Origin of the sequence: Streptomyces sp. NPDC002773, assembly GCF_040295605.1 — a bacterium.
GTDB lineage: Bacteria > Actinomycetota > Actinomycetes > Streptomycetales > Streptomycetaceae > Streptomyces.
In genome coordinates, this window is sequence record NZ_JBEOVO010000015.1 from 104084 (window position 1) to 130924 (window position 26841).

At 72.2% G+C, this 26841-nt stretch carries 26 protein-coding genes; 14 read left to right on the plus strand and 12 right to left on the minus strand.

The window, feature by feature from the left end; translation table 11 throughout:
* Positions 1-57: 57 nt before the first annotated feature.
* Together ABT034_RS19875 and ABT034_RS19880 are read right to left on the minus strand one after the other, a co-directional pair.
* Positions 58-1728, minus strand: a complete 1671-nt coding sequence (locus ABT034_RS19875) for a threonine/serine exporter family protein (protein ID WP_351216872.1) — start codon at positions 1726-1728, stop codon at positions 58-60.
* A gap of 124 nt (positions 1729-1852) precedes the next feature.
* Entirely contained in the window at positions 1853-2344 is a 492-nt protein-coding gene (locus ABT034_RS19880) for an inorganic diphosphatase (RefSeq protein ID WP_024758444.1), read from the minus strand.
* Between the two features lie 102 nt (positions 2345-2446).
* Between ABT034_RS19880 and dacB the strand changes: the two genes are divergently transcribed.
* From dacB to folE, 6 genes are all read left to right on the plus strand, one after another.
* Positions 2447-3850 carry a D-alanyl-D-alanine carboxypeptidase/D-alanyl-D-alanine endopeptidase gene (gene dacB / locus ABT034_RS19885; RefSeq protein ID WP_351216875.1) on the plus strand — a complete coding sequence of 468 codons (1404 nt, stop codon included), beginning with the start codon at positions 2447-2449 and terminating at the stop codon, positions 3848-3850.
* Between the two features lie 92 nt (positions 3851-3942).
* Entirely contained in the window at positions 3943-5082 is a 1140-nt protein-coding gene (locus tag ABT034_RS19890) for an Rv3626c family coenzyme F420 biosynthesis-associated protein (protein WP_351216877.1), read from the plus strand.
* Positions 5083-5290: 208 nt separating this feature from the next.
* Positions 5291-6310, plus strand: a complete 1020-nt coding sequence (gene tilS, locus ABT034_RS19895; RefSeq protein ID WP_351216879.1) for a tRNA lysidine(34) synthetase TilS — start codon at positions 5291-5293, stop codon at positions 6308-6310.
* A gap of 41 nt (positions 6311-6351) precedes the next feature.
* Complete coding sequence (gene hpt, locus ABT034_RS19900; RefSeq protein ID WP_030219931.1) at positions 6352-6891, plus strand: hypoxanthine phosphoribosyltransferase; 540 nt, start codon at positions 6352-6354, stop codon at positions 6889-6891.
* Positions 6892-7062: 171 nt separating this feature from the next.
* Entirely contained in the window at positions 7063-9081 is a 2019-nt protein-coding gene (gene ftsH, locus ABT034_RS19905) for an ATP-dependent zinc metalloprotease FtsH (RefSeq protein WP_351216881.1), read from the plus strand.
* Positions 9082-9180: 99 nt separating this feature from the next.
* Positions 9181-9786 (plus strand): GTP cyclohydrolase I FolE, encoded by a 606-nt coding sequence (folE, locus tag ABT034_RS19910; protein ID WP_351216883.1) that lies wholly within the window; start codon positions 9181-9183, stop codon positions 9784-9786.
* A 17-nt stretch (positions 9787-9803) separates the two neighbouring features.
* On the opposite strand, the gene ABT034_RS19915 is transcribed toward folE, so the two are convergent.
* The 6 genes from ABT034_RS19915 to ABT034_RS19940 form a co-directional block, all read right to left on the minus strand.
* Positions 9804-10286, minus strand: a complete 483-nt coding sequence (locus tag ABT034_RS19915) for a DUF3180 domain-containing protein (RefSeq protein WP_351216885.1) — start codon at positions 10284-10286, stop codon at positions 9804-9806.
* Positions 10287-10347: 61 nt separating this feature from the next.
* Positions 10348-10947 (minus strand): 2-amino-4-hydroxy-6-hydroxymethyldihydropteridine diphosphokinase, encoded by a 600-nt coding sequence (gene folK / locus ABT034_RS19920; protein WP_351216887.1) that lies wholly within the window; start codon positions 10945-10947, stop codon positions 10348-10350.
* Positions 10944-11303, minus strand: a complete 360-nt coding sequence (gene folB, locus ABT034_RS19925) for a dihydroneopterin aldolase (protein WP_056569486.1) — start codon at positions 11301-11303, stop codon at positions 10944-10946. The genes folK and folB overlap by 4 nt, the downstream gene beginning before the upstream one ends.
* A 122-nt stretch (positions 11304-11425) precedes the next feature.
* On the minus strand, positions 11426-11854 hold the full coding sequence (locus ABT034_RS19930) for a nuclear transport factor 2 family protein (protein WP_502972994.1): 429 nt from the start codon (positions 11852-11854) through the stop codon (positions 11426-11428).
* Between the two features lie 143 nt (positions 11855-11997).
* Positions 11998-12858: a dihydropteroate synthase gene (gene folP, locus ABT034_RS19935; protein WP_351216891.1), complete on the minus strand. Its 861-nt coding sequence runs from the start codon at positions 12856-12858 to the stop codon at positions 11998-12000.
* Positions 12859-12886: 28 nt separating this feature from the next.
* Positions 12887-14710, minus strand: a complete 1824-nt coding sequence (locus tag ABT034_RS19940) for a phosphatidylglycerol lysyltransferase domain-containing protein (protein ID WP_502972991.1) — start codon at positions 14708-14710, stop codon at positions 12887-12889.
* A gap of 198 nt (positions 14711-14908) precedes the next feature.
* Here ABT034_RS19940 and ABT034_RS19945 point away from each other — a divergent pair, with 198 nt between their 5' ends.
* On the plus strand, positions 14909-16021 hold the full coding sequence (locus ABT034_RS19945) for an alpha/beta hydrolase (protein ID WP_351216895.1): 1113 nt from the start codon (positions 14909-14911) through the stop codon (positions 16019-16021).
* Positions 16022-16024: 3 nt separating this feature from the next.
* Here ABT034_RS19945 and ABT034_RS19950 read toward each other — a convergent pair whose 3' ends face one another.
* On the minus strand, positions 16025-17002 hold the full coding sequence (locus tag ABT034_RS19950; protein ID WP_351216897.1) for an ABC transporter ATP-binding protein: 978 nt from the start codon (positions 17000-17002) through the stop codon (positions 16025-16027).
* 142 nt (positions 17003-17144) lie between these two features.
* Here ABT034_RS19950 and ABT034_RS19955 point away from each other — a divergent pair, with 142 nt between their 5' ends.
* The 5 genes from ABT034_RS19955 (at position 17145) to ABT034_RS19975 (ending at position 21309) form a co-directional block, all read left to right on the plus strand.
* Complete coding sequence (locus ABT034_RS19955) at positions 17145-17831, plus strand: ABC transporter permease (protein WP_351216899.1); 687 nt, start codon at positions 17145-17147, stop codon at positions 17829-17831.
* Position 17832: 1 nt separating this feature from the next.
* Complete coding sequence (locus tag ABT034_RS19960; protein ID WP_351216901.1) at positions 17833-18522, plus strand: ABC transporter permease; 690 nt, start codon at positions 17833-17835, stop codon at positions 18520-18522.
* Positions 18523-18528: 6 nt separating this feature from the next.
* Positions 18529-19527 (plus strand): ABC transporter substrate-binding protein, encoded by a 999-nt coding sequence (locus ABT034_RS19965; RefSeq protein WP_351216903.1) that lies wholly within the window; start codon positions 18529-18531, stop codon positions 19525-19527.
* A gap of 130 nt (positions 19528-19657) precedes the next feature.
* Positions 19658-20824, plus strand: coding sequence for a hypothetical protein (locus ABT034_RS19970; protein ID WP_351216905.1), 1167 nt, complete (start codon positions 19658-19660; stop codon positions 20822-20824).
* On the plus strand, positions 20821-21309 hold the full coding sequence (locus ABT034_RS19975) for a GNAT family N-acetyltransferase (RefSeq protein WP_351216907.1): 489 nt from the start codon (positions 20821-20823) through the stop codon (positions 21307-21309). The genes ABT034_RS19970 and ABT034_RS19975 overlap by 4 nt, the downstream gene beginning before the upstream one ends.
* A gap of 24 nt (positions 21310-21333) precedes the next feature.
* Here the strand turns inward: ABT034_RS19975 and ABT034_RS19980 are convergent, their stop codons facing one another.
* Both ABT034_RS19980 and ABT034_RS19985 read right to left on the minus strand, forming a co-directional pair.
* Complete coding sequence (locus ABT034_RS19980) at positions 21334-22476, minus strand: NADH-quinone oxidoreductase subunit D (RefSeq protein ID WP_073810924.1); 1143 nt, start codon at positions 22474-22476, stop codon at positions 21334-21336.
* A 149-nt stretch (positions 22477-22625) separates the two neighbouring features.
* Positions 22626-23624: an SAM-dependent methyltransferase gene (locus tag ABT034_RS19985; RefSeq protein WP_351216909.1), complete on the minus strand. Its 999-nt coding sequence runs from the start codon at positions 23622-23624 to the stop codon at positions 22626-22628.
* 97 nt (positions 23625-23721) lie between these two features.
* Here ABT034_RS19985 and ABT034_RS19990 point away from each other — a divergent pair, with 97 nt between their 5' ends.
* Both ABT034_RS19990 and ABT034_RS19995 read left to right on the plus strand, forming a co-directional pair.
* Positions 23722-24924, plus strand: coding sequence for a sensor histidine kinase (locus ABT034_RS19990; protein WP_351216911.1), 1203 nt, complete (start codon positions 23722-23724; stop codon positions 24922-24924).
* A gap of 17 nt (positions 24925-24941) precedes the next feature.
* On the plus strand, positions 24942-25619 hold the full coding sequence (locus tag ABT034_RS19995; protein WP_351216913.1) for a response regulator: 678 nt from the start codon (positions 24942-24944) through the stop codon (positions 25617-25619).
* 59 nt (positions 25620-25678) lie between these two features.
* Here ABT034_RS19995 and ABT034_RS20000 read toward each other — a convergent pair whose 3' ends face one another.
* Positions 25679-26770 carry a DUF5937 family protein gene (locus ABT034_RS20000; RefSeq protein ID WP_351216915.1) on the minus strand — a complete coding sequence of 364 codons (1092 nt, stop codon included), beginning with the start codon at positions 26768-26770 and terminating at the stop codon, positions 25679-25681.
* Positions 26771-26841: the final 71 nt, after the last annotated feature.

Here is a 26841-nt window from a genome sequence, read left to right on the forward strand (position 1 = left end):
CGCCCACCCCGGCGGCCTGACAGGGCCGCCGGGGCCCCGGCGGCCCGGGTCAGAACGTCAGAACCCCCGGGTGCGCTTCGCGGCGCGCCGCGCCGCCGCCGCGCCCGGGGCCTGCATGAAGAGGCGGGCCAGCTCGCCTCCCAGGTTCACGCCGATCGCGATCGCCAGGGCCAGGGCAGACGCCTTCGCCAGCGAGGCGAAGCCCTGGTCCAGGTTGTTCTGCGCGATCGCCAGCACCCCGAAGTACGTCGCCGAACCGGGCAGCAGAGGCCCGATCGCCGCCGTCACGTACGGCAGCGACGAGGTGTGCTCGTAGCGGGCGATCAACTGCCCGAAGAGCCCCACGAGGCCCGCCGCCACCGCCGTCGCCATCACCGCCGAACCCTCCGCGGTCACCGCGATCGACGCGTAGATCACCCACGCCACCCCGCCGTTCAGCGTCGCGAACAGCACCGTCGCCCGCGACTGCTGCAACAGGATCGCGAACGTCGCGCACAGCACCATCGACGCCAGGATCTGCGTCACCGGCCGTTCCACCGCCTGCAGCGTCCCCTCGGGATTGAGCTGCGCGTCGAACTGCACGGCGACGTACAGGACCGACAGCACGCCCACCACGATCGCGACGAAGAAGTACGCGACCTCCAGGAGCCGGGCCGAGGCCGTGATGTAGAAACCGGTCAGACCGTCCTGCACGGCCGCCACCAGCGCCCGCCCCGGAATCAGCGCGAACAGACCACCCGTGATCACCGCCGAAGGCCGCAGATCCGCGTGCAGCATCGTCAGCAGCACACCCATCGCCGCCGGCGGCATCGCCGCCACCAGGAACTGGTAGAACTCCGGCAGCCCGCGCCCCGCGCACAACCACGCCAGCCGGTCACCGAGCACCGCCCCGAGCGCGGCCACGAAGAAGACCGTCGGACCGCCGCCGAGCAGCACCGAGGCCGCGCCGGCGAGCACCCCCGCCGCCGCCGTGAGCACCCACCCCGGGTACGGATGCCGGTTGCGCCGGATCTCCGCCAGCCGCCGGTACGCCTCCTCGGGCGTCACCTCGTGCGCCCGCGCGTTGAGGTCCGCGAGCAGCGTGTACACCGCCGCGAGCCGCGTGTAGTCCGTCCCCCGGCGCCGTACCGTCCGGTTCGCCGTGATCGGATCGTCCACCAGGGACGGCTGGTACGTGACCGACAGCAGGGTGAACGTCACCGTCGGTTCGACCCGGTCGAGACCGTACGAGCGGGAGATCGCGAACATCGCCGCCTCGACGTCCTCCGCGCCCTCCCCGCCCGCGAGCAGCAGCTCGCCGATACGCAGGGTCAGGTCGAGCACGCGCGGCACCGAAGGACCGGCCTCGTCCTCCTTGCGCTGCGCCTCCGGCACCGGCCGCTCACCCACCGGCAGCCGCAGCATGGTCCGCATCCGGTCCTGCCACGGCGCGTCCTGCGACAGCCTCACCAGGGGCACCCCGTACGCCGGGGTGAAAGCGGGCGGCGAGTTCTTCGCCGAGTAGGTCGCCGGCGTCGCGAACGCCGAACCCTCCTGCTCGGCCGGCGGCTCAGCGGTGAACCCCGCGGGAAGGGCGAACTCGGAGGTCGGATGCTCCTCCTCCGGCGGCGCGGGCTGCTCCACACCCGCAGGCGGCACGAACGCGCTCCGCGCCTCGTCCGACTGCGGCTTCCGGTCCTCCGGAGCGTCGTCCGGATTCCCCCTCGAGCCGTTCGGCTCCGCCACCACTCTGCCCGCCTCGCTCTCCTTCGGGAATCGTGCATTCCAGTATGAGTGTGCGACAGATGCGCGAAAGGCGGTGCACCCCGAGGGGCACACCGCCTTCACACGATCAAAACACCGGGGGGGGGGCTCAGTGGCCGCCCTGCTCCTTGGCGCGCGCGTACGACTTCTCGATCTCTTCCTCGGCCTCGGCGCGACCGACCCAGTCGGCACCCTCGACCGACTTGCCCGGCTCCAGGTCCTTGTAGACCTCGAAGAAGTGCTGGATCTCCAGGCGGTCGAACTCCGCCACGTGGTGGATGTCCCGCAGGTGCTCCATGCGCGGGTCCGTGGCCGGGACGCACAGCAGCTTGTCGTCGCCGCCCGCCTCGTCCGTCATGCGGAACATGCCGATGGCGCGGCACTTGATCAGGCAGCCCGGGAACGTCGGCTCGTCGAGGATGACGAGCGCGTCCAGCGGGTCGCCGTCCTCACCGAGGGTGTTCTCGACGTAGCCGTAGTCGGTCGGGTAGGCCGTCGACGTGAACAGGCGACGGTCCAGGCGGATGCGACCCGTCTCGTGGTCGACCTCGTACTTGTTCCTCGATCCCTTCGGGATCTCGATGAGAACGTCGAACTCCACGGGTAGCTCCTCCTGAATCAACACAAGTGAATGCCCGCGACGGCGCGCGGTGGTTAAGTGTCCCTCACGCATGTGTGTGATCGCGAAAGGGGCTGGTCAGCAATGCCCGAGCCGAGGACGTGGCAGCTCACGGCGGGCTCCGCCGCCCTCGGTCTCGCCCTGGCCGCCGCGGCGGTGACCGCAGCAGGCCCGTGGGACTCGGGTCAGCGTACGGCCGAACGGGCCCGCGCCGCCGCCCCGACGACGGGTGGCGCACATCACGCCCCGCCCCCCGCACCCGCCGCGCCCCTGCGCCCCGCACCCGCGCCCAGCGCCCCCGGCGTCCTCACAGCCCTGCCCGCCCCGGCCCCCGCCGGACACCCCGCGGACCTCGCCGCCGTCCTCGTACCACTCCTCGCCGACCCCGGCCTCGGCCCGCTGCGCACCGCCTCCGTCGTCGACACCGCCACCGGCGAGCAGCTGTACGGCGAGGGCGCCGGCACCCCCATGACCCCCGCCTCCACGGTCAAGATCGCCACCGCCGCGGCCGCGCTCTCCGCCCTCGGCCCCGACCACCGCATCGCCACCACCGCCACCGCCGCCCCCGACGGCCGGACCGTCACCCTCACCGGCGGCGGCGACCCCACCCTCGACCCGGCCCGCCTGAAGGCCCTCGCCACCGACACCGCCCGCGCCCTCACCGCACACGGCCACACCTCCGTACGCCTCACCTACGACGCGGACCTCTACCCGGGCGACACGCTCCACCCCATCGGCCCCAACGAGAACATCGCCCCCGTCGTCGCCCTCATGACCCGCGCGGGACGCCTCGACGACAGCCGCAGCGGCCCCGCCCCCCGCACCGCCGACCCGGCGGGCGACACCGCCCGAGCCTTCGCGGACCTCCTCACCCGGGCCGGGATCAAGGTCACCGGCGACCCCGCCCCCGGCCGCGCCCCGAAGGCCGCCCCCCTCGCCCGTACGTACTCCGCCCCCCTCGCCGACCTCGTCGAGCGCACCCTCACCCACAGCGACAACGACCTCGCCGAAGCCCTCGCCCGGCAGACCGCCCTCGCCCGGAAACAGCCCGCGAGCTTCGACGGCGCCGCCAAGGCCGTACGCGACGAACTCGCCCGGCTCGGCCTCCCCGTCGCCGGAGCCCGCTTCGCCGACGGCAGCGGACTCGACCGCCGCGACCGCGTCTCCGCCGCCCTCCTCACCGGACTCCTCACCCGAGCGGCCGACCCCGCGCGCCCCGCCCTGCGCCCCCTCCTCACCGGACTCCCCGTCGGCGCCTTCACCGGCACCCTCGCCGACCGCTTCGACACCGCCCCCGCCACCGCGGGCGCCGGGCTCGTCCGCGCCAAGACCGGCACCCTCACCGGCGTCAACACGCTCGCCGGGACCGTCGTCACCACCGACGGACGCCTCCTCGCCTTCGCGTTCCTCGCCGGCCGCACCCTCTCCCCGTACGAGGCACAGCCCGCCCTCGACCGGCTCTCCGCCGCCCTCGCCGACCCGCGCTGACCACCGCCCGACCCGGCGCCGGGCGCCCCCCACCCGTGTCCGACCCGCCCCGAACACTCACCGAACAGGCGCCGAGACCGTACGGTTGACGCATGACGAGCATCGGTGGCGCAGGCACATCCGGGATGGTCGACTGGAACCTCGCGGTCGCGACCGCGACCCGCCTCGTACGGCCCGGACCCGAAGTCAGCCGCGACGAGGCCCGCGAGGTCGTCGCGGAACTCCGCAGGCACGCCAAGGCGTCCGAGGAACACGTCCGCGCCTACACCCGGATGATCCCCGAGGGCCACGAACCACAGGACACCCCCGTCCTCGTCGTCGACCGGGCCGGCTGGATCAGGGCCAACGTCGCGGGCTTCCGCGAACTCCTCACCCCCCTCCTCGGCAAGATGCAGGAACGCCGCTCCGCCACCCCCGGCAGCGCCGTCCTCGGCGCCGTCGGCGGCAAGGTCACCGGCGTCGAACTCGGCATGCTCCTGTCGTTCCTCGCCTCCCGCATCCTCGGCCAGTACGAGACCTTCGCCCCCGCCACCCGCGAACTCCCCTCCGGCGCGAACGGCGGCGGGCGCCTCCTCCTCGTCGCGCCCAACATCGTCCACGTCGAACGCGAACTCGACGTCGACCCGCACGACTTCCGGCTCTGGGTCTGCCTCCACGAGGAGACCCACCGCACCCAGTTCACCGCCGTCCCCTGGCTCCGCGACCACCTCCAGGGCGAAATCCAATCGTTCCTCTCCGCCACCGACGTCGACCCCGGCACCGTCGTCGAACGCCTCCGCGAAGCCGCCCAGACCCTCGTCGGCGGCCGCCCCGAAGCCGAGGAGGGCGAACCCTCCCCGTCCTTCGTCGAACTCGTCCAGACCCCCGAACAGCGCGAGATCCTCGGCCGCCTCACCGCCGTCATGTCCCTCCTCGAAGGCCACGCCGACTACGTCATGGACGGCGTCGGCCCCCAGGTCGTCCCCTCCGTCGCCGAGATCCGCGAGAAGTTCCAGGCCCGGCGCGCCCGCGGCGCCTCCCGCCTCGACCTCGCCCTGCGCAAGCTCCTCGGCCTCGACGCCAAACTCCGCCAGTACCGCGACGGCGAACGCTTCGTCCGAGCCGTCGTCGACGAGGTCGGCATGGACGGCTTCAACCGCGTCTGGACCTCCCCCAACACGCTCCCCACCAAGGCCGAGATCGCCGCCCCCGCCGACTGGATCGCGAGGGTGCACCGTAGGGCAGACTCCTGAGACAGGTGCGGCAGACGGCACAGGAACACGTCAGAAGACCTCACCAATCACCCATCCGAGGGACCCTGGGCACGGGGTGAGGCGTGCAATGCTCGGGTAACGGCCGGGTTTCTGTCACCATCGACGCACTCTGAGTGACCGAACACCCTGTTCCGACCGTTAAGACTCCGACCGAGGCACCCCACCCCCATCACGAAGGGCACCGGACATGGGTCCCCATCCTGCGGTCGCGGCGATACGCCTGGCGGTCCGCCGCGTACTCCACGACGTCCTCACCGAGCACCAGACCGGCCCCGCCCCCGCACGCGACGCACAACCCCCCCTCGTGCTCGTCGCCTGCTCCGGAGGCGCCGACTCCATGGCGCTCGCCTCCGCCCTCGCCTTCGAGGCCCGCAAACTGCCCGTACGCGCCGGCGGCATCACCGTCGACCACGGACTCCAGAACGGCTCCGACACCCGCGCCGGCGAGGTCGTCGGCCGCATGACCGCCCTCGGCCTCACCCCCGCCGAGGCCGTCGCCGTCACCGTCGGCCGCGAAGGAGGCCCCGAAGCCGCCGCCCGCGACGCCCGCTACGCGGCCCTCGACGCCGCCGCCGAACGCCACGGAGCAGCCGCGATCCTCCTCGGCCACACCCGCGACGACCAGGCCGAAACCGTCCTCCTCGGCCTCGCCCGCGGCTCCGGCATCCGCTCCCTCTCCGGCATGGCCGCCATCTCCGGCGCCTCCGGCCGCTACCGGCGCCCCTTCCTCCAGCTCGACCGCCAGACCGTCCGCAAAGCCTGCGTCGCACAGGAACTCGCCGTCTGGGACGACCCCCACAACAGCGACCCGGCCTACACCCGCTCCCGACTCCGCCACGAAGGCCTCCCCGCCCTCGAGAAGGCCCTCGGCAAAGGCGTCGTCGAAGCCCTCGCCCGAACGGCCCAGCTCTCCCGCGACGACGCCGACGCCCTCGACACCTGGGCCGCCGACGCCGAGACCTCCGTACGCGACGAGGCGGGCACCCTCGAATGCGCCAAGCTCCACGGACTGCCCCCCGCCGTACGCCGCCGCGTCCTGCGCCGAGCCGTCATCGCCGAGGGCGCACCCGCCGGCTCCCTCTTCGCCCGGCACATCGAAGAAGTCGACCGGCTCATCACCGGCTGGCGCGGCCAAGGAGCCATCAACCTGCCCGGCCGCGTCGAAGCCCGCCGCCAGGGTGGCAGACTGGTCATCCGGCAAGGCTGACGCACGCTGCAACGAAAGTGACCCGGGTGAACGAGAAGGACATGGGCACCGACCTCCAGTCGGTGCTCATCACCAAGGAAGAGATCGACGCCAAGCTGGCAGAGCTGGCCGCGAAGATCGACGCGGAATACGCGGGCAAGGACCTGCTCATCGTCGGAGTCCTCAAGGGCGCCGTGATGGTGATGGCGGATCTGGCTCGCGCCCTTTCCACCCCCGTCACCATGGACTGGATGGCCGTCTCCTCCTACGGCGCCGGCACCCAGTCCTCGGGCGTCGTCAGGATCCTCAAGGACCTCGACACCGACATCAAGGGCAAGCACGTCCTGATCGTCGAGGACATCATCGACTCCGGTCTGACCCTGTCCTGGCTCCTCTCGAACCTCGGCTCGCGCGAGCCCGCCTCCCTCGAGGTGTGCACGCTCCTGCGCAAGCCCGAGGCCGCCAAGGTCGCGATCGACGTCAAGTGGATCGGTTTCGACATCCCCAACGAGTTCGTCGTCGGCTACGGCCTCGACTACGCCGAGAAGTACCGGAACCTTCCGTTCGTCGGCACGCTCGCCCCGCACGTCTACGGCGGCTGAACACCCGGCCGTACGGGGAACCACGACCGCCTTCCCTCCGTTGAACCACGGGAAGGCGGTCGCGGGCGACGATGCTGAGGTACCGTCCGAAGAACAGCTTTTTCACACAGCAGCACTCACAGCAGCATTTTCCTACGGGCAGGAGGGACGGAGCGTTCTCGCTCCGTATGGATGGACGTGAAGCGATACTTCCGTGGGCCGGTCATGTGGATCGTGCTGGCCGTCCTCGCCGTGGTCGTGCTGATGCAGGTCGTCGGCTCGTCCGAGGGCTACAAGACGGTGGACACCGGCAAGGTCGTCCAGGCGATCGACAAGAACCAGGTCAAGCAGGCAAAGATCACCACCGGTGACGAGCAGCTCATCAAGATCGAGCTCATCCCCGGCCAGAAGATCGACAAGAGCGACAAGATCCAGGCCAGCTACATCGGCAGCCAGGGCGTGGACCTCGCGGACAAGCTCCAGGAGAAGTTCGAGGCCGGGCAGATCGAGAAGGGCTACACCGTCTCCCCGACGAAGCAGTCGGCCTTCGTCTCGATCCTGCTCTCCCTCCTGCCCTTCGTCCTCATCGTGGTCGTCTTCCTCTTCCTGATGAACCAGATGCAGGGCGGCGGCTCCCGCGTCATGCAGTTCGGCAAGTCCAAGGCGAAGCTCATCACCAAGGACACCCCGAAGACGACCTTCGCCGACGTCGCCGGCTCGGACGAGGCCGTCGAGGAACTCCACGAGATCAAGGAATTCCTCCAGGAGCCCGCCAAGTTCCAGGCCGTCGGCGCCAAGATCCCCAAGGGCGTCCTGCTCTACGGCCCGCCCGGAACCGGCAAGACGCTCCTCGCGCGCGCCGTCGCCGGCGAAGCCGGAGTGCCGTTCTACTCGATCTCCGGATCCGACTTCGTCGAGATGTTCGTCGGCGTCGGCGCCTCCCGGGTCCGCGACCTGTTCGAACAGGCCAAGGCCAACGCCCCGGCCATCGTCTTCGTCGACGAGATCGACGCCGTCGGACGCCACCGCGGCGCCGGCCTCGGCGGCGGCCACGACGAGCGCGAGCAGACCCTCAACCAGCTCCTGGTCGAGATGGACGGCTTCGACGTCAAGGGCGGCGTCATCCTCATCGCGGCGACGAACCGCCCCGACATCCTCGACCCGGCGCTGCTCCGCCCCGGCCGCTTCGACCGGCAGATCGCCGTCGACCGCCCGGACATGCAGGGCCGTCTGGAGATCCTCAAGGTCCACCAGAAGGGCAAGCCGGTCGCCCCGGACGTCGATCTCGGCGCCGTCGCCCGACGCACCCCCGGCTTCACCGGCGCGGACCTGTCGAACGTCCTGAACGAGGCGGCGCTCCTCACCGCCCGCTCGGACAAGAAGCTGATCGACAACCACTCCCTCGACGAGGCGATCGACCGTGTGGTGGCGGGCCCGCAGAAGCGGACCCGGATCATGTCGGACAAGGAGAAGAAGATCACCGCGTACCACGAGGGCGGACACGCCCTGGTCGCGGCGGCCTCACCGAACTCCGACCCCGTCCACAAGATCACCATCCTGTCCCGCGGCCGTGCCCTGGGCTACACGATGGTCCTGCCGGACGAGGACAAGTACTCCACCACGCGCAACGAGATGCTCGACCAGCTCGCCTACATGCTGGGCGGCCGCGCGGCCGAGGAGCTCGTCTTCCACGACCCGACCACGGGCGCGGCGAACGACATCGAGAAGGCCACCGCCACGGCCCGCGCGATGGTCACGCAGTACGGCATGACCGAGCGTCTCGGCGCCATCAAGTTCGGCGGCGACAACACCGAGCCGTTCCTCGGCCGGGAGATGGCGCACCAGCGCGACTACTCGGAAGAGGTCGCGGCGCTGGTCGACGAAGAGGTCAAGAAGCTCATCGAGACCGCGCACAACGAGGCCTGGGAGATCCTCGTCGAGAACCGCGACGTCCTCGACAACCTGGTCCTCGCCCTCCTGGAGAAGGAGACGCTGGGCAAGGAGGAGATCGCCGAGGTCTTCTCCACCATCGTCAAGCGCCCGGCGCGCCCGGCCTGGACCGGCTCCTCCCGCCGCACCCCCTCCACGCGCCCGCCGGTGCTCTCCCCCAAGGAGCTCGCACTGACGAACAGCGCGAACGGCACGGCGACCCCGGCGGTCGACACCACGAAGGGCATCGAGATCGCCCCGGTGGACACCCCCGAGGACTGACCGCACGGCCACCCCGGAATGGAAGCCGCGCCCCCACAGGTTCTAGCCTGTGGGGGCGCGGCTTTTCGCACACAAGGTGAGACGGAACGAGGCACAGAGATGACCGACCCGGTGACGCTGGACGGCGAGGGCAAGATCGGCGACTTCGACGAGAAGCGCGCCGAGAACGCCGTACGAGAGCTCCTCATCGCGGTTGGCGAGGACCCGGACCGCGAGGGTCTGAAGGAGACGCCGGCGCGGGTGGCGCGGGCGTACAGGGAGATATTCGCGGGCCTGTGGCAGCAGCCCGAGGACGTCCTGACGACCACGTTCGACCTGGGCCACGACGAGATGGTGCTGGTCAAGGACATCGAGGTCTACTCGACCTGTGAGCATCACCTCGTCCCGTTCCGCGGGGTGGCCCACGTCGGGTACATCCCGTCGACGACGGGCAAGATCACCGGTCTGTCGAAGCTGGCCCGCCTCGTCGACGTCTACGCCCGCCGTCCCCAGGTGCAGGAACGACTCACCACGCAGGTGGCGGACTCCCTGATGGAGATGCTGGAGCCGCGCGGAGTGATCGTGGTCTTCGAGTGCGAGCACATGTGCATGTCGATGCGCGGAATCCGCAAGCCGGGTGCCAAGACCATCACCTCGGCCGTACGCGGTCAGCTGCGTGACCCTGCGACCCGCGCCGAGGCGATGAGCCTCATCATGGCGCGCTGAGGCGCTACGACGGAGACTCAGGCCCGGGCCTTGCCCGGGCCTTCGTCGTCGTCCTCCGGGAGCCTGCACACCCGCTCCAGGAAGAGGGCCGCCGCGATGACGCCGATGCCCGTCGCGACCGCCAGGGCCGCGTAGAGGGCCTGGTCGCGGCGGGCCGGGACATCGAGGAAGGCGAGGAGGAAGACGCCCGTGCCGCCGTACATGCCGGCGACGAGGGCGGCCACCAGGGCGCTCGCCTGGCCGAAGACCACCGCGCGGGCCGCCATCAGGGGTTCGACGCCCTTGGCGCCGGGGCGGCGGTCGCGCTGGGCCTTGAGGCGGGCGCGGATCGAGAGGGCGGTCGCGGTGAGGACGGCCGCGATCACGGCGAGGACGATGGGCGCGGCGATCGGCACGCTGGGGAGGGTGCCGACCGAGTCCCAGAGGCGGGCCGCGCCCCAGGAGAGGATGCCGGCGACGAGGAACAGTCCGGCGAGCACCTTCAGCCGCAGTTGTTTCACCGGGTGTCCTTCGCGTGGTCGTCGGTCGTGGTCGTGGGCGGTCTGCCACGAAGCGTAACGACTACTCGGGCAGACGGAGTTCCAGGTCGGCGCGGCGGGTGACGCCTTCGCTGCCGACGGCGGCGAGGAGTGCGGCGACGGGGCCGTGGCCGGAGAGCTGGGCCTCGGGGTCGACGTCGTGCCAGGGGGCGAGCACGAAGGCGCGCTGGTGGGCGCGGGGGTGCGGGAGGGTGAGGACGGGGTCCTCGGAGACCACGTCGGCGTACGAGACGATGTCGACGTCGATGGTGCGGGCGCCCCAGCGCTCCTCGCGGACGCGGTGGAAGGCCTCCTCGACGGCATGGGCCCGCTCCAGGAGGGAGGAGGGCGGCAGTGTCGTCTTCAGGAGGGCGACCGCGTTGAGGTACGAGGGCTGGGTGTCGGGCTCGACGCCCCAGGGCTCCGTCTCGTAGACGGGGGAGACGGCCTTGACCCGGAGGCCGGGGGTGTCCGCGAGGGCGTCGACGGCGCCCTGGAGGGTCTCCAGGCGGTTGCCGAGGTTGGCGCCGAGGGCGACGACGGCCCAGCGGGGGTTGGACAGGGTCGTGTCGGCCGCGTCGACGGTCTCGACGACGGCCGCCGGTACGGGCTGCACGGTGGGGTCGCTCTGCGTCGGCTTCATCGTCGGCTCCGGGTGATCGTGATGGTCACGTCGTCGAAGGGCACGGTGATGGGTGCGTCCGGTTTGTGGACGACGACTTCCACCTCCTGTACCCCGGCGTGGCTGAGGCATTGCTGGGCGATGCGCTCGGCGAGGGTTTCGATGAGGTCGACGGGTTCGCCCTGGACGACGTCGACGACCTCTTCGGCGACGATTCCGTAGTGCACGGTCTTCGTCAGGTCGTCGTCGGCGGCCGCCGGGCGGGTGTCCAGGCCGAGGACCAGGTCCACGATGAAGGTCTGGCCCTCCTCGCGCTCCTTGGGGAAGACGCCGTGATGGCCCCGGGCCTTGAGGCCGCGCAGCGCGACACGATCCACGCGAATCACTCCTGCTGTCGTAGTTCGGGTGGCCACGCAGCCGGGTGCGGACGGCCGGGTGTCCAGTGTCGAATCTACCTGCGGGGACCGACAGCGCTTGCCCGTGGGGGGCCGGGGGCGGCTCAGGAGGGGGGTTCGGTGCCGCCCGTGTCGAGGTCGTCGGGCTCGGTGTTCTCGGGTTCCTCGGTCTCCGCGAGGACGGGGGAGGCGTGGTGGGACCAGATCTTCCAGCCGTCGGGTGTGTGGCGGAACACATTGGTGGCGACGACGAGCTGGCCGACGAGGGGGCCGAGGGCGGCGCCGTCCTCGGCCGGGCCGCCGCTGAGGATGTTCTCGGTGCAGGTGACGACGGCGGTGCGGCCGGCGAGGGAGATCTTGAGGTCGGTGAGGAAGAACTGGATGTACTCGGTGTTCGCCATGATCAGCGCGTACGAGCGGAGCACCTCGCCGCGGCCGGTGAGGACGGGCCAGCCGGGGTGGACGCAGGTGATGGGGGTGGCGCCGTCGTCGAGCCAGTGGTCCGCGACGCCCTCGAAGTCGCCGGTCTCCATCGCCTCGTAGAAGGCGGTGTTGGCGGCTTCCACGGCGGCTTCGGCGGCTGCTTCGTCGGGGCTGCGGGGGGTGCGGGGTTCGTCGTCGGGACCGCCGTTCTCCCCGTCGTACCGGTCCTCGTCGTCGTACCGGTCCTCGGGGCTCATGCGGCTCCCTCGACGGCCCGGGCGACGCGTACGGCGTCGGCGGTGGCCCTGACCTCGTGGACGCGGACGGCCCACGCGCCCGCGTGGGCGGCGAGGGCGGAGACGGCGGCGGTGGCGGCGTCGCGTTCGCGGGCGGGCGGCGGCGCGGCGCCCTCGCGGGCGAGGACGTGGCCGAGGAAGCGCTTGCGGGAGGCGGCGACCAGGAGGGGGCGGCCGAGGGCGCGGAGCTCGGGGAGGTGGGCGACGAGGGCGAGGTCGTGGGGGGCGAGCTTGGCGAAGCCGAGGCCGGGGTCGACGACGAGGCGTTCGGGGTCGATCCCGCCGTCGACGACGGCCTCCAGGCGGGTGCGGAGTTCGTCGAGGACTTCGGTGACGACGTCGTCGTACACGGCGAGGCTGTTCATGTTCTGGCTGAATCCGCGCCAGTGCATGACGACGAAGGGGACCTCGGCGGCGGCGACGGCGGGGATCATGCCGGGGTCGGCGAGGCCGCCGCTGACGTCGTTGACGAGGACGGCGCCCGCTTCGACGGCGCGGGCGGCGACGCCGGCGCGCATGGTGTCGACGGAGACGGCGACGCCTTCGGCGGCGAGGCCGCGGACGACGGGGACGACGCGGCGGAGTTCTTCCTCCTCGTCGACGCGGCTGGCGCCGGGCCGGGTGGACTCGCCGCCGACGTCGATGAGGTCGGCGCCCTCGGCGACGAGTTCGAGGCCGTGTTTGACGGCGGCCGTGGTGTCGAACCAGCGGCCGCCGTCGGAGAAGGAGTCGGGCGTCACGTTGACCACGCCCATGACCGCGCAGCGGTCCCACTCCGGCAGGCCGCGGGCGGTGCCCCGGTCGATCGTCGTACTCATGTGTCCAGCGTAGGGCCCGGGGGCGGGATCAGGCCGCGCGGACCTCGCGTTCGGCGGGTGCGGGGACGATGTGGGCGCAGGGGCGGGGGGCGGGGGCGGGGCGCCTGCGGGTGAAGGGCCGGGGCAGGGAGAGGTTCACGAAGCCTTCGGCCTGCATGGCGGCGAAGCCGATGCGGGGGAGGTCGCGGCTGGTGCGGTAGACGACGAAGCGGGGTTCCCAGCGTGGCCGGAACTTGGCGTTGAACTTGTACAGCGACTCGATCTGGAACCAGCGGGAGAGGAAGACGAGGAGTCCGCGCCAGATGCGCAGGACGGGTCCCGCGCCGATCTTCTCGCCGCGGGCGAGGGCGGCGCGGAACATGGCGAAGTTGAGGGACACGCGCGCGATGCCCAGGCCGGGGGAGGCCTGGAGGGCGGCGACGATGAGGAGCTCGTTCATGCCGGGGTCGGCGGAGCGGTCGCGGCGCATGAGTTCGAGGGACATGCCGTCGGTGCCCCAGGGGACGAAGTGGATGATCGCCTTGAGGTCGCCGTAGGGGGAGTCGGCGGCGTGGTCGGTGTCGTCGCCCGCGTCGGTCTTGTGGGCGGTCGCTATCACGGCGTCGCCGTCGCCGGGGGCGCCGATGCGGCCGAGGGCCATGGAGAAGCCGCGTTCGGTGTCGGTGCCGCGCCAGTCGGCGGCGGCGCGGCGGACGCGTTCGAGTTCGGCGTCGTCGAGGTCACGGACGCGGCGGACCTGGGTGGTGTAGCCGCCCCGTTCGATGCGCTTGACCATCTGGCGGACGTTGCGCATGGCCCGTCCGGAGAGGGAGAAATCCGCGACGTCGACGACCGCCTCGTCGCCGAGTTCGAGGGCGTCGAGGCCGGTCTCGCGGGTCCAGACCTGGCCGCCGGTCTCGGAACAGCCCATGACGGCGGGGGTCCAGGAGTGGGCTTTGGCCTCGTCCATGAAGCGTTCGATGGCGCCGGGCCAGGCTTCGACGTCGCCGATGGGGTCGCCGCTGGCGAGCATGACGCCGGAGACGACGCGGTAGCAGACGGCGGCCTTTCCGCTGGGGGAGAAGACGACGCCCTTGTCGCGGCGGAGGGCGAAGTGGCCGAGGGAGTCGCGGCCGCCGTGCTGGGCGAGGAGGGCGCGGAGGCGGAGCTCGTCCTCGTCGGTGAGGCGGGCGGCGGGGTGCTCGGGGCGGAAGGCGAGGTAGATGGTGGTGAGGGCGGTGAGCATGCCGAGGGCGCCGAGGGAGTAGCCGACGGTCCAGTCGACGCCGTTGCTGTAGCCGACGGGGCCTTCGATGCCGAAGAGTCCGTACAGGACGTGTTCGAGGCGGTCGGCGAGGCTGGGGCTGCCGAGGACGCGGCGCGGGTGGGCGCTGACGATGACGAGGCCGAGGGCGATGGATCCGCCGCCCATGACGACGAAGTTGGCGAGTGCGCGCCAGCGGCTGCGCGGGTCGGGGAGGGCGGCGAACTCGTCCCGGTGGCGCAGGAGGAGGGCGAGGAGTACGAGGGAGAGGAGGGCGCCGAGGACGGAGTGGCGCCAGATGAACTGGGCGGCGGCGCCGAGGGGGAGGAGGACGACGGCGGCGCGCCAGGCGCGGCGCTTGTGGCGCTTGAGGCCGTGGGCGAGGAGCAGGAGGAGGACTCCGGCGCTGAGGGAGAGGGCGGCGGAGAGGGGGCCGAGGGTGCCGGGGAGGACTTCGGCCAGGGCGTGCATGCGGCTGGCGCGGAAGCGGGGGAAGACGCCGGCGGCGATGTCGATGAGGCCGACGAGGGTGCAGGCCGTGCCGACGAGGGTGGGGACCTTCTCGGGCCGGGGGCCGCGGAGAATCCGGCGTACCCGAACCGGAACCATTCCTGATTTGTCCCCATCTAGCGTGACAGACATGGCTTCCCGTACTTCCCGTGGTCCAGCGAGGGGTCTTTGAGTCCGGTCGGGCCCTGCGGCGCGTTCGGCGGGCCGTTCCGGCTGGTGCGCCTTCTAGGACGGAGTCGTGCGGAGTCGGGTTCATCCGGTCACAGGAAATTCTCAGAAAGAAGGCTCGGTCGTCCCATGGGTCTCACCAGCAACAAAGTCCTCGTGGTGGCGGTCGCGCTGGCCGTGGCGCTGTTCTTCGCCACGGTCTGGCTGTGGCCGCGGCTCGCGCGCCGTGGCTGGCGGGCGTACCTGGGGCGGGTGGGGCTGCTGCTCGCGACGCAGGTGGCGCTGTTCGCGGCGGTGGGTCTGGCGGCGAACCGGTCGTTCCTCTTCTACGGCTCGTGGGCCGATCTGTTCGGCCAGGAGCAGGACATGGGTGTGGTCGTGGACCACGGGGCCGGTTCGAAGGACCTGCGGGTGGTGGGGACGCAGGCGCTCGACGTGCCGGGCGGTGCGCGTCCGGCGGTCGCGGGCCAGATTCAGAAGGTGGTCGTGGCGGGGGAGCGGTCGGGGATCACTTCGCCGGCCTATGTGTACCTGCCGCCGGAGTACTTCCAGGAGCGGTACGCGAAGCGCACGTTCCCGGCGGCGGTGGTCCTCACGGGGTATCCCGGGACGGCGGAGAACCTGATCAAGGGGCTGAAGTATCCGAAGACGGCGTACCTCCAGGCGAAGGAGGGCCGGATGCAGCCGATGATCCTGGTGATGACGCGCCCGACGGTCGCGCCGCCCCGGGACACCGAGTGCGTGGACGTGCCCGGGGGCCCGCAGACGGAGACCTTCTTCGCGGTGGATCTGCCGAAGGCGGTCTCGGAGTCGTACCGGGTGGGCACGAAGGCCCGGAACTGGGGGTTCATGGGGAACTCCACGGGCGGGTACTGCGCGCTGAAGATCGCCCTGCACCACCCGGAGCGGTTCGCGGCGGGGGCCGGGTTCTCCGCGTACTACCGGGCGGCGGAGGACGTGACGACGGGCGACCTCTTCCACGGGGACGACCGGCTGCGCAAGCGGGCGGACCTGCTGTGGAGCCTGGACCATCTGCCGCAGGGGAAGTCGTCGTTCCTGGTGACGACGTCGGAGCGGGGCGAGGGGAACCGGGCGGGCACGCTGGACTTCATCAAGAAGGTGAAGAGCCCGGCGAGGGTCTCGTCGATCACGCTGGAGAGCGGCGGCCACAACTTCAACACCTGGAACCGGGAGATCCCGCCGGGCATGGTCTGGATGGGTGGGCGGCTCAGCGCGACCTGACGCTCACTCCACGGTCGCGCGCCGCAGGGCGCGGTGGACGCCCGCCGGGGTCAGGACGCCGAGCGGGCGCCCGTCGGCTCCGGTGACCGTGAGCCGGCCGGTGTCGTGCTGGAGGAGCACGGCGAGCGCGTCCTTGAGGGAGGTCCCGAGTGGGACGGGAGCGGGGGCGCCGTCCGGGCTCTGCCCCGGTGCCGCGCCGTCCGGGCCGGGGTCGAGGTCGGCCTCGGTGACGGGGGTGACGGCGAGCCGCTTGAGGCCGCGGTCGCTGCCGACGAAGTCCGCGACGTACGGCGTGGCGGGGGAGCCGAGGACGGTGGCGGGGGTGTCGAACTGTTCGATGCGGCCCTGCCCGTAGACGGCCATCCGGTCGCCCATGCGGACGGCCTCCTCGATGTCGTGGGTGACGAGGAGGACGGTCTTGCGGACGGTGGCCTGGAGGGCGAGGAACTCGTTCTGGAGGCGCTCGCGGACGACGGGGTCGACGGCGCCGAAGGGCTCGTCCATGAGGAGGACGGGCGGATCGGCGGCGAGGGCGCGGGCGACGCCGACGCGCTGGCGCTGACCGCCGGAGAGCTGGGCGGGGTAGCGGGAGCCGTACACCGCCGGGTCGAGGCCGACGAGGTCGAGGAGTTCGGCGGCACGCGCGCGTGCAGCGGCCTTCTTCCAGCCGAGGAGGGCGGGGACGGTCGCGGTGTTGTCGAGGACCGTGCGGTGGGGGAAGAGCCCGACCTGCTGGATGACGTAGCCGATCTTGCGGCGCAGGGCGACGGGGTCGACGTCGGCGACGTCCCGGCCGTCGACGAGGACGCGGCCCGAGGTGGGCTCGACAAGCCGGTTCACCATCATCATCGTGGTCGTCTTGCCGCAGCCGGACGGGCCGACCAGGGTGACGAGTTCGCCCTCGGAGACCTCGAAGGAGAGGTCGTCGACGGCGGTGGTGCCGTCCGCGTACCGCTTGGTCACGTGCTCGAACCGGATCATGGTTCCCCATTCTGGCCCCTGGACGCCCAGGGTGTGTGAAGGGCGTGTTGCCGCATTGTGGTGGGTCTCCGGGATTGTCGGTGGCGGGGGTTAGGGTCGTCATACACGCGTTCGGGAAGTCGGAGACCCGGGGGAGGGACGGATGAGCGCGCCGAACTGTCTGGTCGCGAACGACTGGATCTGCGGGGAGTATCTGCGCACGCGCGCCGAGGAGTTGACGGACGCCACGCTCCAGCACGTGGGAATCACGGTCGTGTCCGTGCTGATCGCGCTGGTCGTCGCGGTGCCCCTGGCGCTGCTCGTGCGGGCGCGACCGCGCTTCGCGGGGCCGGTGCTCGGCCTGACCACCCTGCTCTACACGGTGCCGTCGCTCGCCATGTTCTCCCTTCTGCTGCCCTTCTTCGGTCTGTCGGCCGCGCTCGTGGTGACCGGTCTTGTGCTGTACGCGCTGACGATCCTCGTGCGGAACACGCTCGCGGGGCTCGCGGCGGTGCCCGCCGAGACCCGGGAGGCCGCCCGGGGCATGGGGTACGGCTCGCTCCGGCTGCTCTGCCAGGTCGAACTGCCGCTCGCGCTCCCGGTCCTGATGGCGGGGATACGGATGGCGACGGTGTCCACCATCGCGCTGACGACGGTCGGCTCGGTCGTCGGCCGCGGCGGCCTCGGCAATCTCATCGAGGACGCGCTGCCCACCTTCTTCAAGGCGCAGATGCTGGCCGCCTCGGTGCTGTGCGTGCTGCTCGCCGTCACCGCCGACCTGTTGCTCCTGGGCCTCCAGCGGCTGTTGACGCCGTGGGCCCGGATACGGACCGCGCCGGGAGGTGGGTGAGATGGGCATCGTGACGGAGGCCTGGGGCTGGCTCACCACCGGCGCGCACTGGACGGGCGGGGAGGGCATAGGGCGGCGGCTCGCCGAGCATGTGTACGTGAGCGGGGCGGCGCTGCTGATCGCGGCGGCACTCGCGCTGCCGCTCGGCCTGTGGCTCGGCCACCTCGGCCGGGGCGGGGCACTCGCGGTGAACGTGTCGAACGTGGGGCGGGCGGTCCCCGTCTTCGCGGTGCTCGCCCTGTTCATGGTGTCCCCCCTGCGGAACGCCGGCTATGTGCCGACCGTGGTGGCCCTCGTGCTGTTCGCGATACCGCCGCTCCTCACCAACGCGTACGTGGGGGTGCGGGAGGTGGACCGGGCCGCGGTCCGGGCCGCGCGGGGCATGGGGATGACCGGCGGCCAGCTCTTCCTGCGGGTCGAACTCCCGCTGGCCCGGCCGGTGGTGACGGCCGGGGTGCGCTCGGCCGCGGTGCAGGTGGTCGCCACGGCGACGATCGCGGCGATGGTCGGCCAGGGCGGCCTCGGCCGGATCATCACGGCCGGCTTCGCCACGTACGACACCGCGCAGGTCGTGGCGGGCGCCGTGCTCGTGGCGCTGCTCGCCCTCCTGGTGGAAGGCGTCCTCGTGGGCGCGGACCGCCTCGTCGGGCGGCGGACGGACGGACGACGTGGAAGACCGATCGAAAACTGACTGGAGATGGGTGATCTCGTGAACAGGGTCTCGCGTATCGCGGGCGCGGTACTGGGTACGGCGGCGCTGACCGCCGTGCTCGCCGCGTGCGGCGGTGAAAGCCTGGAGCAGGGCAAGGAGAAGGGCTCCGGGAGCGCCGGGCTTCCCGGCACCGGCGAGAGGGGTTCGCTGGTGGTCGGCGCGGCCGCGTTCACCGAGGCCAAGGTCCTCGCCGAGCTGTACGCGCAGACGCTGCGGGACGCCGGGTACTCCGTGTCCATCACCACCGTGAAGAATCGCGAGCTGTACGAGCCCGCCCTGGAGAAGGGCGAGATCGACGTCCTGCCGGAATACGCGGCGACGCTCGCGGAATTCCTCAACGCGAAGGTGAACGGGCCGAAGGCGCCGGAGGAGAAGCCGGTCGCCTCCGGTGACGCGGCGGCCACGGTCGAGGCACTGCGGAGGCTCGCCGAACCGCGCGGTCTCAAGGTGCTCGCGGTCGGCGGGGCGATCGATCAGAACGCCTTCGCGGTGACGAAGGAATTCGCCGAGAAGAACAAGCTGAAGACTCTTTCGGATCTCGGCGCGTCGAAGCTGAAGGTGAAGATCGCCGCCGGTGACGAATGCGCGGTACGGCCGTTCTGCGCGCCGGGTCTGAAGAAGACGTACGGGATCGACGTGACCGGCATCGACCCCAAGGGCGTCGGTACCCCGCAGGCCAAGCAGGCGGTCAAGGACGGGGTGGACCAGCTGGTCCTGACGACCACCACGGACGCCACCATCGACAGCTACGGCCTTGTCTTCCTCGACGACGACAAGAAGCTGCAGAACGCCGACAACGTGCTTCCCGTGGTGAACGCGAAGGACGCCGGTTCTCCCGAGATAGCCGCCGCCCTCGACAAGATCACCAAGGTCCTGACCACAGCGGATCTCGCCGAACTCAACCGCAAGGTGGACGCCGAGCGGGCGAAGCCGGAGGACGTCGCCAAGGAGTATCTGACGGCGAAGGGGCTGCTCAAGAAGTAGACGCCGACTGAGGGGAGTCGGCCCGAAACGGAACCGGAACGGCGGATATCCACTTCTGATGGCGAGAAGTCGCCAAGAGATTGCCGGGCCGACGCCCCACACCACGCCTACGCACGGTAAATTTCAGGCCATGCCACGTGGACGCCACCGCCATTCCCCGCCTCTGCACAAGCTGCTGCCGCCCTCCGCGGTCGCCGGCGCCGCGGTCGTGTGTGCCGCGGCCGCCTGGCTGCCCGGAGATCTGGTGGCCGTGCGGCTGCTCGCCGCCGCGGCGGCGGCCGCCGCCGTCACCGGTGCCGTCCTCATGCGCAGTTGGGACCGCGGCGCCGGTCTGAAGGTCGCCGAGCTCGACCGGGCCCGCACCGCCGACCAGTGGAAGGCCGAGGAGCGGACCGCCGAGCTGGAGTCCGACCTGGAGGAGTCCCGCGCGCTGCGCTCCCGGCTCGACGCCAAGCTCCGCGCCAAGCGCGTGGAGCTCGCCGCCCTGCGCGGCGAGCACGCCGATCTGCTCCGCCGGTACGCCACCGCCGAGACCGAGCGGGCCAGCGCCCTGGAGGGCCGGCGCGTCCTCGCCCTGGAAGCGACCGGAGCGACGGACGGCACGACGGACGGCACGGCAGGCGGTACGTCCACCGGTGCGACCGCGAAGGCGCTGCCCGCCGCCGGCTCCACGCCCACCCCCGAGGCCTTCCGCCGCGCCGCCCAGGCGCTCCGCGACCTCCCGCGCAACGCCGCGGCCCAGCAGGCCCGCCGTACCACCGAGGCGGCCCGCGCGCGTGACCTCGCCGAGCGGGCGAGGGAGACGGAGGAGCCGCAGGGGAAGCACGCGGCGGCCGCCGGAACCGAGCACACCCGCCCGGCCGCCCCCACCCTCGCGCTCCCGCCGGCCGCGCCCGTCCCGCCCGCCTCCACGAAGGTGCCGGCGGTGCCCACCGCGGCCGCGATCGTCCCGTACGCGGCCCGCAGGCCCGTCCCGCGCCCCGAGGGCGGATTCGACTTCTTCGGTACGCAGAAGGCGGCGGCGGCCATCGAGGCCGTGCAGCACACGGACCTGGCCGACGTCGTGGGCGAGGAGGTCCTCGAAGAGGCCCTGGCGAGCCGGACCGCGCTCGGCACCCCGCTCCTCACCCCCGTCAGCGCCACCGGAGCCCCCGGCACCGCAGGCGCCCCCGGCAGCCAGGCGGCCCCCGGCGTCCCGGCGCCGTCCCAGGCGATCGGCCAGGTCATCGACCTGACCGCGCACGACGAGACCGAGCAGCTCGACCTCGCCGAACTGCGCGGAGCCGTGAACTCGTGACGTACCGCCTCACCGACCTGCCGATCGGTGAGGGCGTCCGGCGCCGGGACGAGCTACTGGCCCTGTGCGCCCAGGCGTTCTGCGGCGCCCCCTGGCACGAGCCGCCGCTCGCCGCCGTACGGACCGTGGACCGGCTGCTCGACGCGGCCGCCCGGAAGGACGGTTACACCGGGGTGATCGCGCTCGACCCCGACGGCACCCTCCTCGGGTTCGCGGCCGGATGGAACGACACGGCCCTGTCCGGAGCCGCCCCCGCCTTCGAGGTCGCCGAACTCGTCGTCGCACCGGCCCACCAGGGCCTGGGCATCGGCCGAAGCCTCCACGACGCGCTGCTCGTGGTCGGGACACCCGGCCCGGCGCTGCTCATGACCCTCGACGTACCGGAACTGACGGACCGGTACGCGCGCTGGGGCTGGACCGTCGTCGACCGGCGGCGGCCCGGCAAGGAGGAACGGGTGTACGCCGTGATGCGCTGGGGGAGATGACCCCCGGCGCACCTGGCCGGGCGGCTACTTGTCGATGTCGCCGACGACGAAGAACAGCGAACCCAGGATCGCCACCATGTCGGCGACGAGCGTCCCCGGCAGCAGCTCCACGAGGGCCTGGATGTTGTTGAACGAGGCCGAGCGCAGCTTCAGCCGGTACGGGGTCTTCTCGCCCTTGGACACCAGGTAGTAGCCGTTGACGCCGAGCGGGTTCTCGGTCCACGCGTACGTGTGGCCCTCGGGCGCCTTGAGCACCTTCGGCAGCCGCTGGTTGATCGGACCCGGCGGCAGCTCCGCCATCCGGTCCAGACAGGCGTCCGCCAGGTCGAGGGAGTTGTGCGTCTGGTCGAGCAGGCACTCGAACCGGGCGAGGCAGTCGCCCTCCTCGCGCACCGCGACCCGCAGGGTGTCCTGGAGCTCCCCGTAGGCCAGGTACGGCTCGTCCCGGCGCAGGTCGAAGTCGACGCCCGAGGCGCGGGCGATGGGCCCCGACACCCCGTACGCGTGGACCGCCGCAGGGGACAGGACGCCGACCCCGCGCGTACGGCCCCGGAAGATCTCGTTGCCGAGGACCAGCCGGTCGTACACGTCCATCCGCGACCGCACGTCCGCGACGGCCTGCCGCGCCCGCCCCAGCCAGCCCGCGGGCAGGTCCTCCTTGAGCCCGCCGACCCGGTTGAACATGTAGTGCATCCGGCCGCCGGAGACCTCCTCCATCACCGCCTGGAGCTCCTCGCGCTCCCGGAAGGCGTGGAAGACCGGGGTGATCCCGCCGAGTTCGAGGGGGTACGAGCCGAGGAACATCAGGTGGTTGAGGACCCGGTTCAGCTCGGCGAGGAGCGTACGGGTCCACACCGCGCGCTCCGGGACCTCCATGCCCAGCATCCGCTCGACGGCCATGACCACGCCGAGCTCGTTGGAGAACGCGGAGAGCCAGTCGTGGCGGTTGGCCAGCATGATGATCTGCCGGTAGTCCCGCGCCTCGAAGAGCTTCTCGGCGCCGCGGTGCATGTAGCCGATGACCGGCTCGGCCTGCCGGACGACCTCGCCGTCGAGCACGAGCCGGAGCCGGAGCACACCATGGGTCGAGGGATGCTGCGGCCCGATGTTCAGCACCATGTCGGTGCTCTCCGCCGCGCCGCCGATACCGACCGTCGTCTCCGTCATGCGGCCAGTATCCCCTGCGGCCCGAACGCCGGGGATCCGCCGGGGTCGGCTCGTCACCGCCGGGCTCCCCCGGGCCCGCCCGCCGCCGCGTACGTCCGCCGGCCCGCCCGCCGCCGCTGGGGCCGCCTCCCGTCGCCGGGTCCGTCCGTTCAGACTCCCGGCGCCGGGACCCGCCGGGTCAGCCAGAGGAAGTCGCCGAGGCCGCCCCGGGCCGTCAGCTCGGCGGCCTCGCCGGCGGTGGCGAGGCGGCGGACGTACGCGGCGGGGTCCGCCGAGGCGAGCGCGAGCGGCGGCCGCTCGCCGGACACCCCGAGACGACGCAGCGCCTCGCGCTGCGGGACCAGCTCGGTGCCGCCCGGTTCCGGGGCCCCCGGCCCGACGGCCGCTTCGCACGCGTCCAGGGCCACGTGGGCGGTCAGGTCGCAGCTGCCGTCCGGGATCGGCGGGACCTCGCGGCCCGCGCGGAAGCCGGTAAGGGAGCCGAAGGGCGGCCGGGAGGCCCGTACGTGCGCGTAGTCCACGGCCACCGTCCGGCCCGCCGCGAGGGAGGCCACCGCCGCCGCCCAGGCCTCGTCCCGCGGCCGGCCGATCTCGGCCCGCGCTCCCGGCTCCCGCAGGGGCCACCAGCGGGCCAGCCACTCCGCGTCCGGGCCGGAGACCGGCGCGCCGAGGCGCTCCGCGCCGTCCGCGCGGACCTCCACGTACCGGACCGTGCCCTCCGCGTCGGCCTCGGCCACGTCCACCGGCACGTTGTCGAGCCACTCGTTCGCGAAGAGGAGCCCGCGCGCCCCCCGGGGCGGCCGGTCGGTCCACTCGATCCGGGGATCGAGCCCCGTCGGGCGCGCGGCGCGCTCGACGGCGTACGCCCGGACCGTGAGGCCGCTGCCCTCCGCCGCGGCGAGCACGCCCGTGAGCAGCTCACCCCGCCCCGCGCCGACGTCCACGAGGTCGACCTCGGCCGTTCCCAGCTCGTCCGCGACCTCGCCGAGCAGCCGGGCCACGGCCGCCGCGAAGAGCGGGGAGGCGTGCACCGAGGTGCGGAAGTGCCCCGCCGGACCCTCGGGGCGCAGATAGAAGCCCCCGGGCCCGTACAGCGCCCGTTCCGTCGCCTGCCGCCACCCCTGCCACTGACACGTCTCATCCGTCACGGGGCCCAGTCTCCACCCCGGGGTGTACGGGCCCGGTACCAAGGATCGACCCCACGGTTGATCCCTGCACCTATCTCTCTTCCCTACTCTGGGTGACGTGCAGCGCCTCTACGACTTCATCCGCAGACACCCGACGGGCGTCGACACCTTCTGGGGGGTCGTCCTCTTCGGGTTCTCCGTGCTGTGGGTGGGGACGACCTACCCGGCGCTCGGCAACCCCGTCGCGTACGGCGTGGTCGGCGCCCTGTTCTCCCTGGTCGTGGCCCTGCGGCGACGCACCCCCGAGAGAATGCTGGTGCTCGCGGTCGCCCTCGGGCTCGCCCAGCTCGTCTTCGGGCTCGAACCGTTCATGGCCGACTTCGCCATGCTCGTCGTCATCTTCACGGTCGCCGCGCACGACGGTCCCCGCTGGGCCTCCCGGCTCGCCCTCGTCGGCGGACTCTGCGCCGCTCCGCTCGCCGCGCTGAGATGGCCGATCGCGGAGCCCTCCTCGGGTCCCGCCAAGGTCTTCTTCGTCGTCATGATGACCGTGCCGTTCGTGCTCGCCTGGGTCCTCGGCGACTCGCTCCGCACCCGCCGCGCCTACTTCGCGCAGCTGGAGGAGCGCGCCTCCCGCCTGGAGCGCGAGCGCGAGGCCCAGGCCAAGGTCGCGGTGGCCGCCGAGCGGGCCAGGATCGCCCGCGAGCTGCACGACGTCGTCGCGCACAACGTGTCGGTGATGGTGGTGCAGGCCGACGGCGCCGCCTACGTGATGGACTCCTCCCCGGAGACCGCCAAGCAGGCCCTGGACACCATCTCCACCACGGGCCGGCAGGCGCTCGCAGAGATGCGCAGACTGCTCGGCATCCTGCGCACCGGTGAGCACCAGGAGGCCGGGGAGTACGTGCCGCAGCCCGACGTGCAGCAGATCGAGGACCTCGTCGAGCAGGTGCGGGGCGCCGGTCTCACCGTGGACTTCGCGATCGAGGGGAGCCCGCGCCCGCTGCCCAGCGGTGTCGAGCTCACCGCGTACCGGATCGTGCAGGAGGCCCTCACCAACACGCGCAAGCACGGCGGTCCCGACGTCGGCGCCAGCGTGCGCCTGGTGTACTTCGACGACGGCCTCGGGCTGCTCGTCGAGGACGACGGGCGGGGGGCGCCGCAGGAGATGTACGAGGACGGGGGAGCCGACGGCCGGGGCCACGGTCTCATCGGCATGCGGGAGCGGGTCGGCATGGTCGGCGGCACGCTGGACGCGGGCCCGCGTCCCGGTGGAGGCTTCCGGATCAGCGCCCTGCTCCCCCTCAAGCCCGCTCACTGACGACCCGAAGGAATCTGATGTCCATCCGCGTGATGCTTGTCGACGACCAGGTGCTGCTGCGCACCGGTTTCCGTATGGTGCTCGCCGCCCAGCCGGACATGGAGGTCGTCGCGGAGGCGGGCGACGGCGTCGAGGCCCTGGAGGTGCTGCGTGCGACGGAGGTCGACGTCGTCCTGATGGACGTGCGCATGCCCAAGCTCGACGGGGTGGAGACGACCCGGCGGATCTGCTCGCAGCCGGATGCCCCGAAGGTGCTGATCCTGACCACGTTCGACCTCGACGAGTACGCGTTCTCCGGCCTCAAGGCGGGCGCGAGCGGCTTCATGCTGAAGGACGTGCCCCCGGCGGAGCTGCTGGGCGCGATCCGCTCGGTGCACAGCGGGGACGCCGTGGTGGCGCCCTCGACCACCCGGCGTCTGCTCGACCGCTTCTCCCCGATGCTGCCGTCGTCGGGCAAGGAGCCCGAGCACAAGGAGCTGGGGCGGCTCACGGACCGGGAGCGCGAGGTGATGATGCTGGTCGCGCAGGGCCTGTCGAACGGCGAGATCGCCGCCCGGCTCGTCCTCTCCGAGGCGACGGTGAAGACCCATGTGGGCCGCATCCTGACCAAGCTGGGCCTCCGCGACCGGGTCCAGGTCGTCGTCCTCGCGTACGAGACGGGCCTGGTCCGGGCGGGCGGCGGCGCGATCGGCTGACGGGAGCGGCAGCGGGAGCAGGAGCAGAGGCGGGGCTCAGCGCCGCAGGGCCGACCGGCTCAGCGCAGGACCGACTCCAGGAAGTCGCTGCCGAGGCGGGCGACGACGGAGAAGTCCAGCTGGTGCAGGACGTAGCGGCCCCGGCGCTGGGTGGTGAGCAGCCCCGCCTTCCGCAGGACGGCGAGGTGGCGGGAGACCTCGGGGGCGGTGATGCCGAACGCGTGGGCCAGCTCGCTCGTCGCGTACGGGCCGCGCGCCAGGTTGCGGCACATGCGCATCCGCATGGGGTGGGCCAGCGCCTCCAGGCGCAGCTGCACCATCTCCACCGGCTCGGTGCCGCCGACCTCGCGGGTGGCGACCGGGTACTGGATGACGGGCTGCCAGCCGGGCGCGTACAGGGCGATGAGATGCGGCCAGCCGAAGGCGCTCGGCAGGAGCGTCACGGAGCTGCCCCGGGCGTCCGTCCGGCCCTGCACCAGCTTGTCGACGACGATTCGGGTGCCGTGCTCGTCCTCCTCCAGGCTCAGCGCCGGGGAGGCGTCCGCGAGGGCCTCCGCCAGGCCCTTGCGGCGCAGCAGCTCCGTCTTGTGGCGGGCGTCGGCGGCGAGCTGGATGCGGACCCGGCGCCAGGTGTCGGCGAAGAAGGCCTCGTCGCAGTCCTCCAGGAGCCGGCGGATCCACGCGCGCGTGGCGGTGGGGTCGGCGAGCATCCGCTCCACGAACGCGGCCTGGCGCGGGCCCCGCGCGGCGGCCAGGTCAAGAGCCCGGCGGCGGGCCCACTCGTCGACCAGCGGGGACGGCGTACCCCTGCCGGAGTGGCTGTTGCTGCAGGAGATCTCCAGAGCCGCGCCGACGAACAGCTCGTCGTCCATGCGGTCGAGGTCGTCCAGCTCCTCCGCGAGGGTCTCGCGGGGCTGCGGCGGCAGCAGGAAGTCGGAGCGGGTGGACCGCCACATGAAGTCGGCCTCGTGGAGGCGGTCGGCGAGGCAGGGCGCCAGCGCGGCCGTGGTCGCCGTCGTCCACGCGTGCTGCCGGACGTGGTGGGCCGGTTCGGCGAGCGCGTGCAGGGCGTTGCCGAGCTCCGCCAGCGGCGAGGGGCAGAAGGCGATCCGCTCGGGCGGCAGTCCGGTGATGTCGATGGTCACGCTCACCCCCCTATGGTGCGGGGCCGGGCGGCGGAGCTGTCGCCCCGTTTGACGAGGGCCGTCAAACGACGGGGCCG

Bases quoted from the DNA above. Each gene is read 5' to 3' on its own strand.
- ftsH (WP_351216881.1), top strand. From the start codon at position 7,063: ATGGACGTGAAGCGATACTTCCGTGGGCCGGTCATGTGGATCGTGCTG.
- tilS (WP_351216879.1), top strand. From the start codon at position 5,291: ATGGGTCCCCATCCTGCGGTCGCGGCGATACGCCTGGCGGTCCGCCGC.
- ABT034_RS19940 (WP_502972991.1), bottom strand. From the start codon at position 14,710: ATGGTTCCGGTTCGGGTACGCCGGATTCTCCGCGGCCCCCGGCCCGAG.
- ABT034_RS19955 (WP_351216899.1), top strand. From the start codon at position 17,145: ATGAGCGCGCCGAACTGTCTGGTCGCGAACGACTGGATCTGCGGGGAG.
- ABT034_RS19965 (WP_351216903.1), top strand. From the start codon at position 18,529: ATGGGTGATCTCGTGAACAGGGTCTCGCGTATCGCGGGCGCGGTACTG.
- ABT034_RS19945 (WP_351216895.1), top strand. From the start codon at position 14,909: ATGGGTCTCACCAGCAACAAAGTCCTCGTGGTGGCGGTCGCGCTGGCC.
- folE (WP_351216883.1), top strand. From the start codon at position 9,181: ATGACCGACCCGGTGACGCTGGACGGCGAGGGCAAGATCGGCGACTTC.
- folK (WP_351216887.1), bottom strand. From the start codon at position 10,947: ATGAAGCCGACGCAGAGCGACCCCACCGTGCAGCCCGTACCGGCGGCC.
- hpt (WP_030219931.1), top strand. From the start codon at position 6,352: ATGGGCACCGACCTCCAGTCGGTGCTCATCACCAAGGAAGAGATCGAC.
- ABT034_RS19960 (WP_351216901.1), top strand. From the start codon at position 17,833: ATGGGCATCGTGACGGAGGCCTGGGGCTGGCTCACCACCGGCGCGCAC.
- ABT034_RS19890 (WP_351216877.1), top strand. From the start codon at position 3,943: ATGACGAGCATCGGTGGCGCAGGCACATCCGGGATGGTCGACTGGAAC.
- ABT034_RS19930 (WP_502972994.1), bottom strand. From the start codon at position 11,854: ATGGAGACCGGCGACTTCGAGGGCGTCGCGGACCACTGGCTCGACGAC.
- ABT034_RS19995 (WP_351216913.1), top strand. From the start codon at position 24,942: ATGTCCATCCGCGTGATGCTTGTCGACGACCAGGTGCTGCTGCGCACC.
- ABT034_RS19980 (WP_073810924.1), bottom strand. From the start codon at position 22,476: ATGACGGAGACGACGGTCGGTATCGGCGGCGCGGCGGAGAGCACCGAC.
- ABT034_RS19970 (WP_351216905.1), top strand. From the start codon at position 19,658: ATGCCACGTGGACGCCACCGCCATTCCCCGCCTCTGCACAAGCTGCTG.
- ABT034_RS19950 (WP_351216897.1), bottom strand. From the start codon at position 17,002: ATGATCCGGTTCGAGCACGTGACCAAGCGGTACGCGGACGGCACCACC.
- folP (WP_351216891.1), bottom strand. From the start codon at position 12,858: ATGAGTACGACGATCGACCGGGGCACCGCCCGCGGCCTGCCGGAGTGG.
- dacB (WP_351216875.1), top strand. From the start codon at position 2,447: ATGCCCGAGCCGAGGACGTGGCAGCTCACGGCGGGCTCCGCCGCCCTC.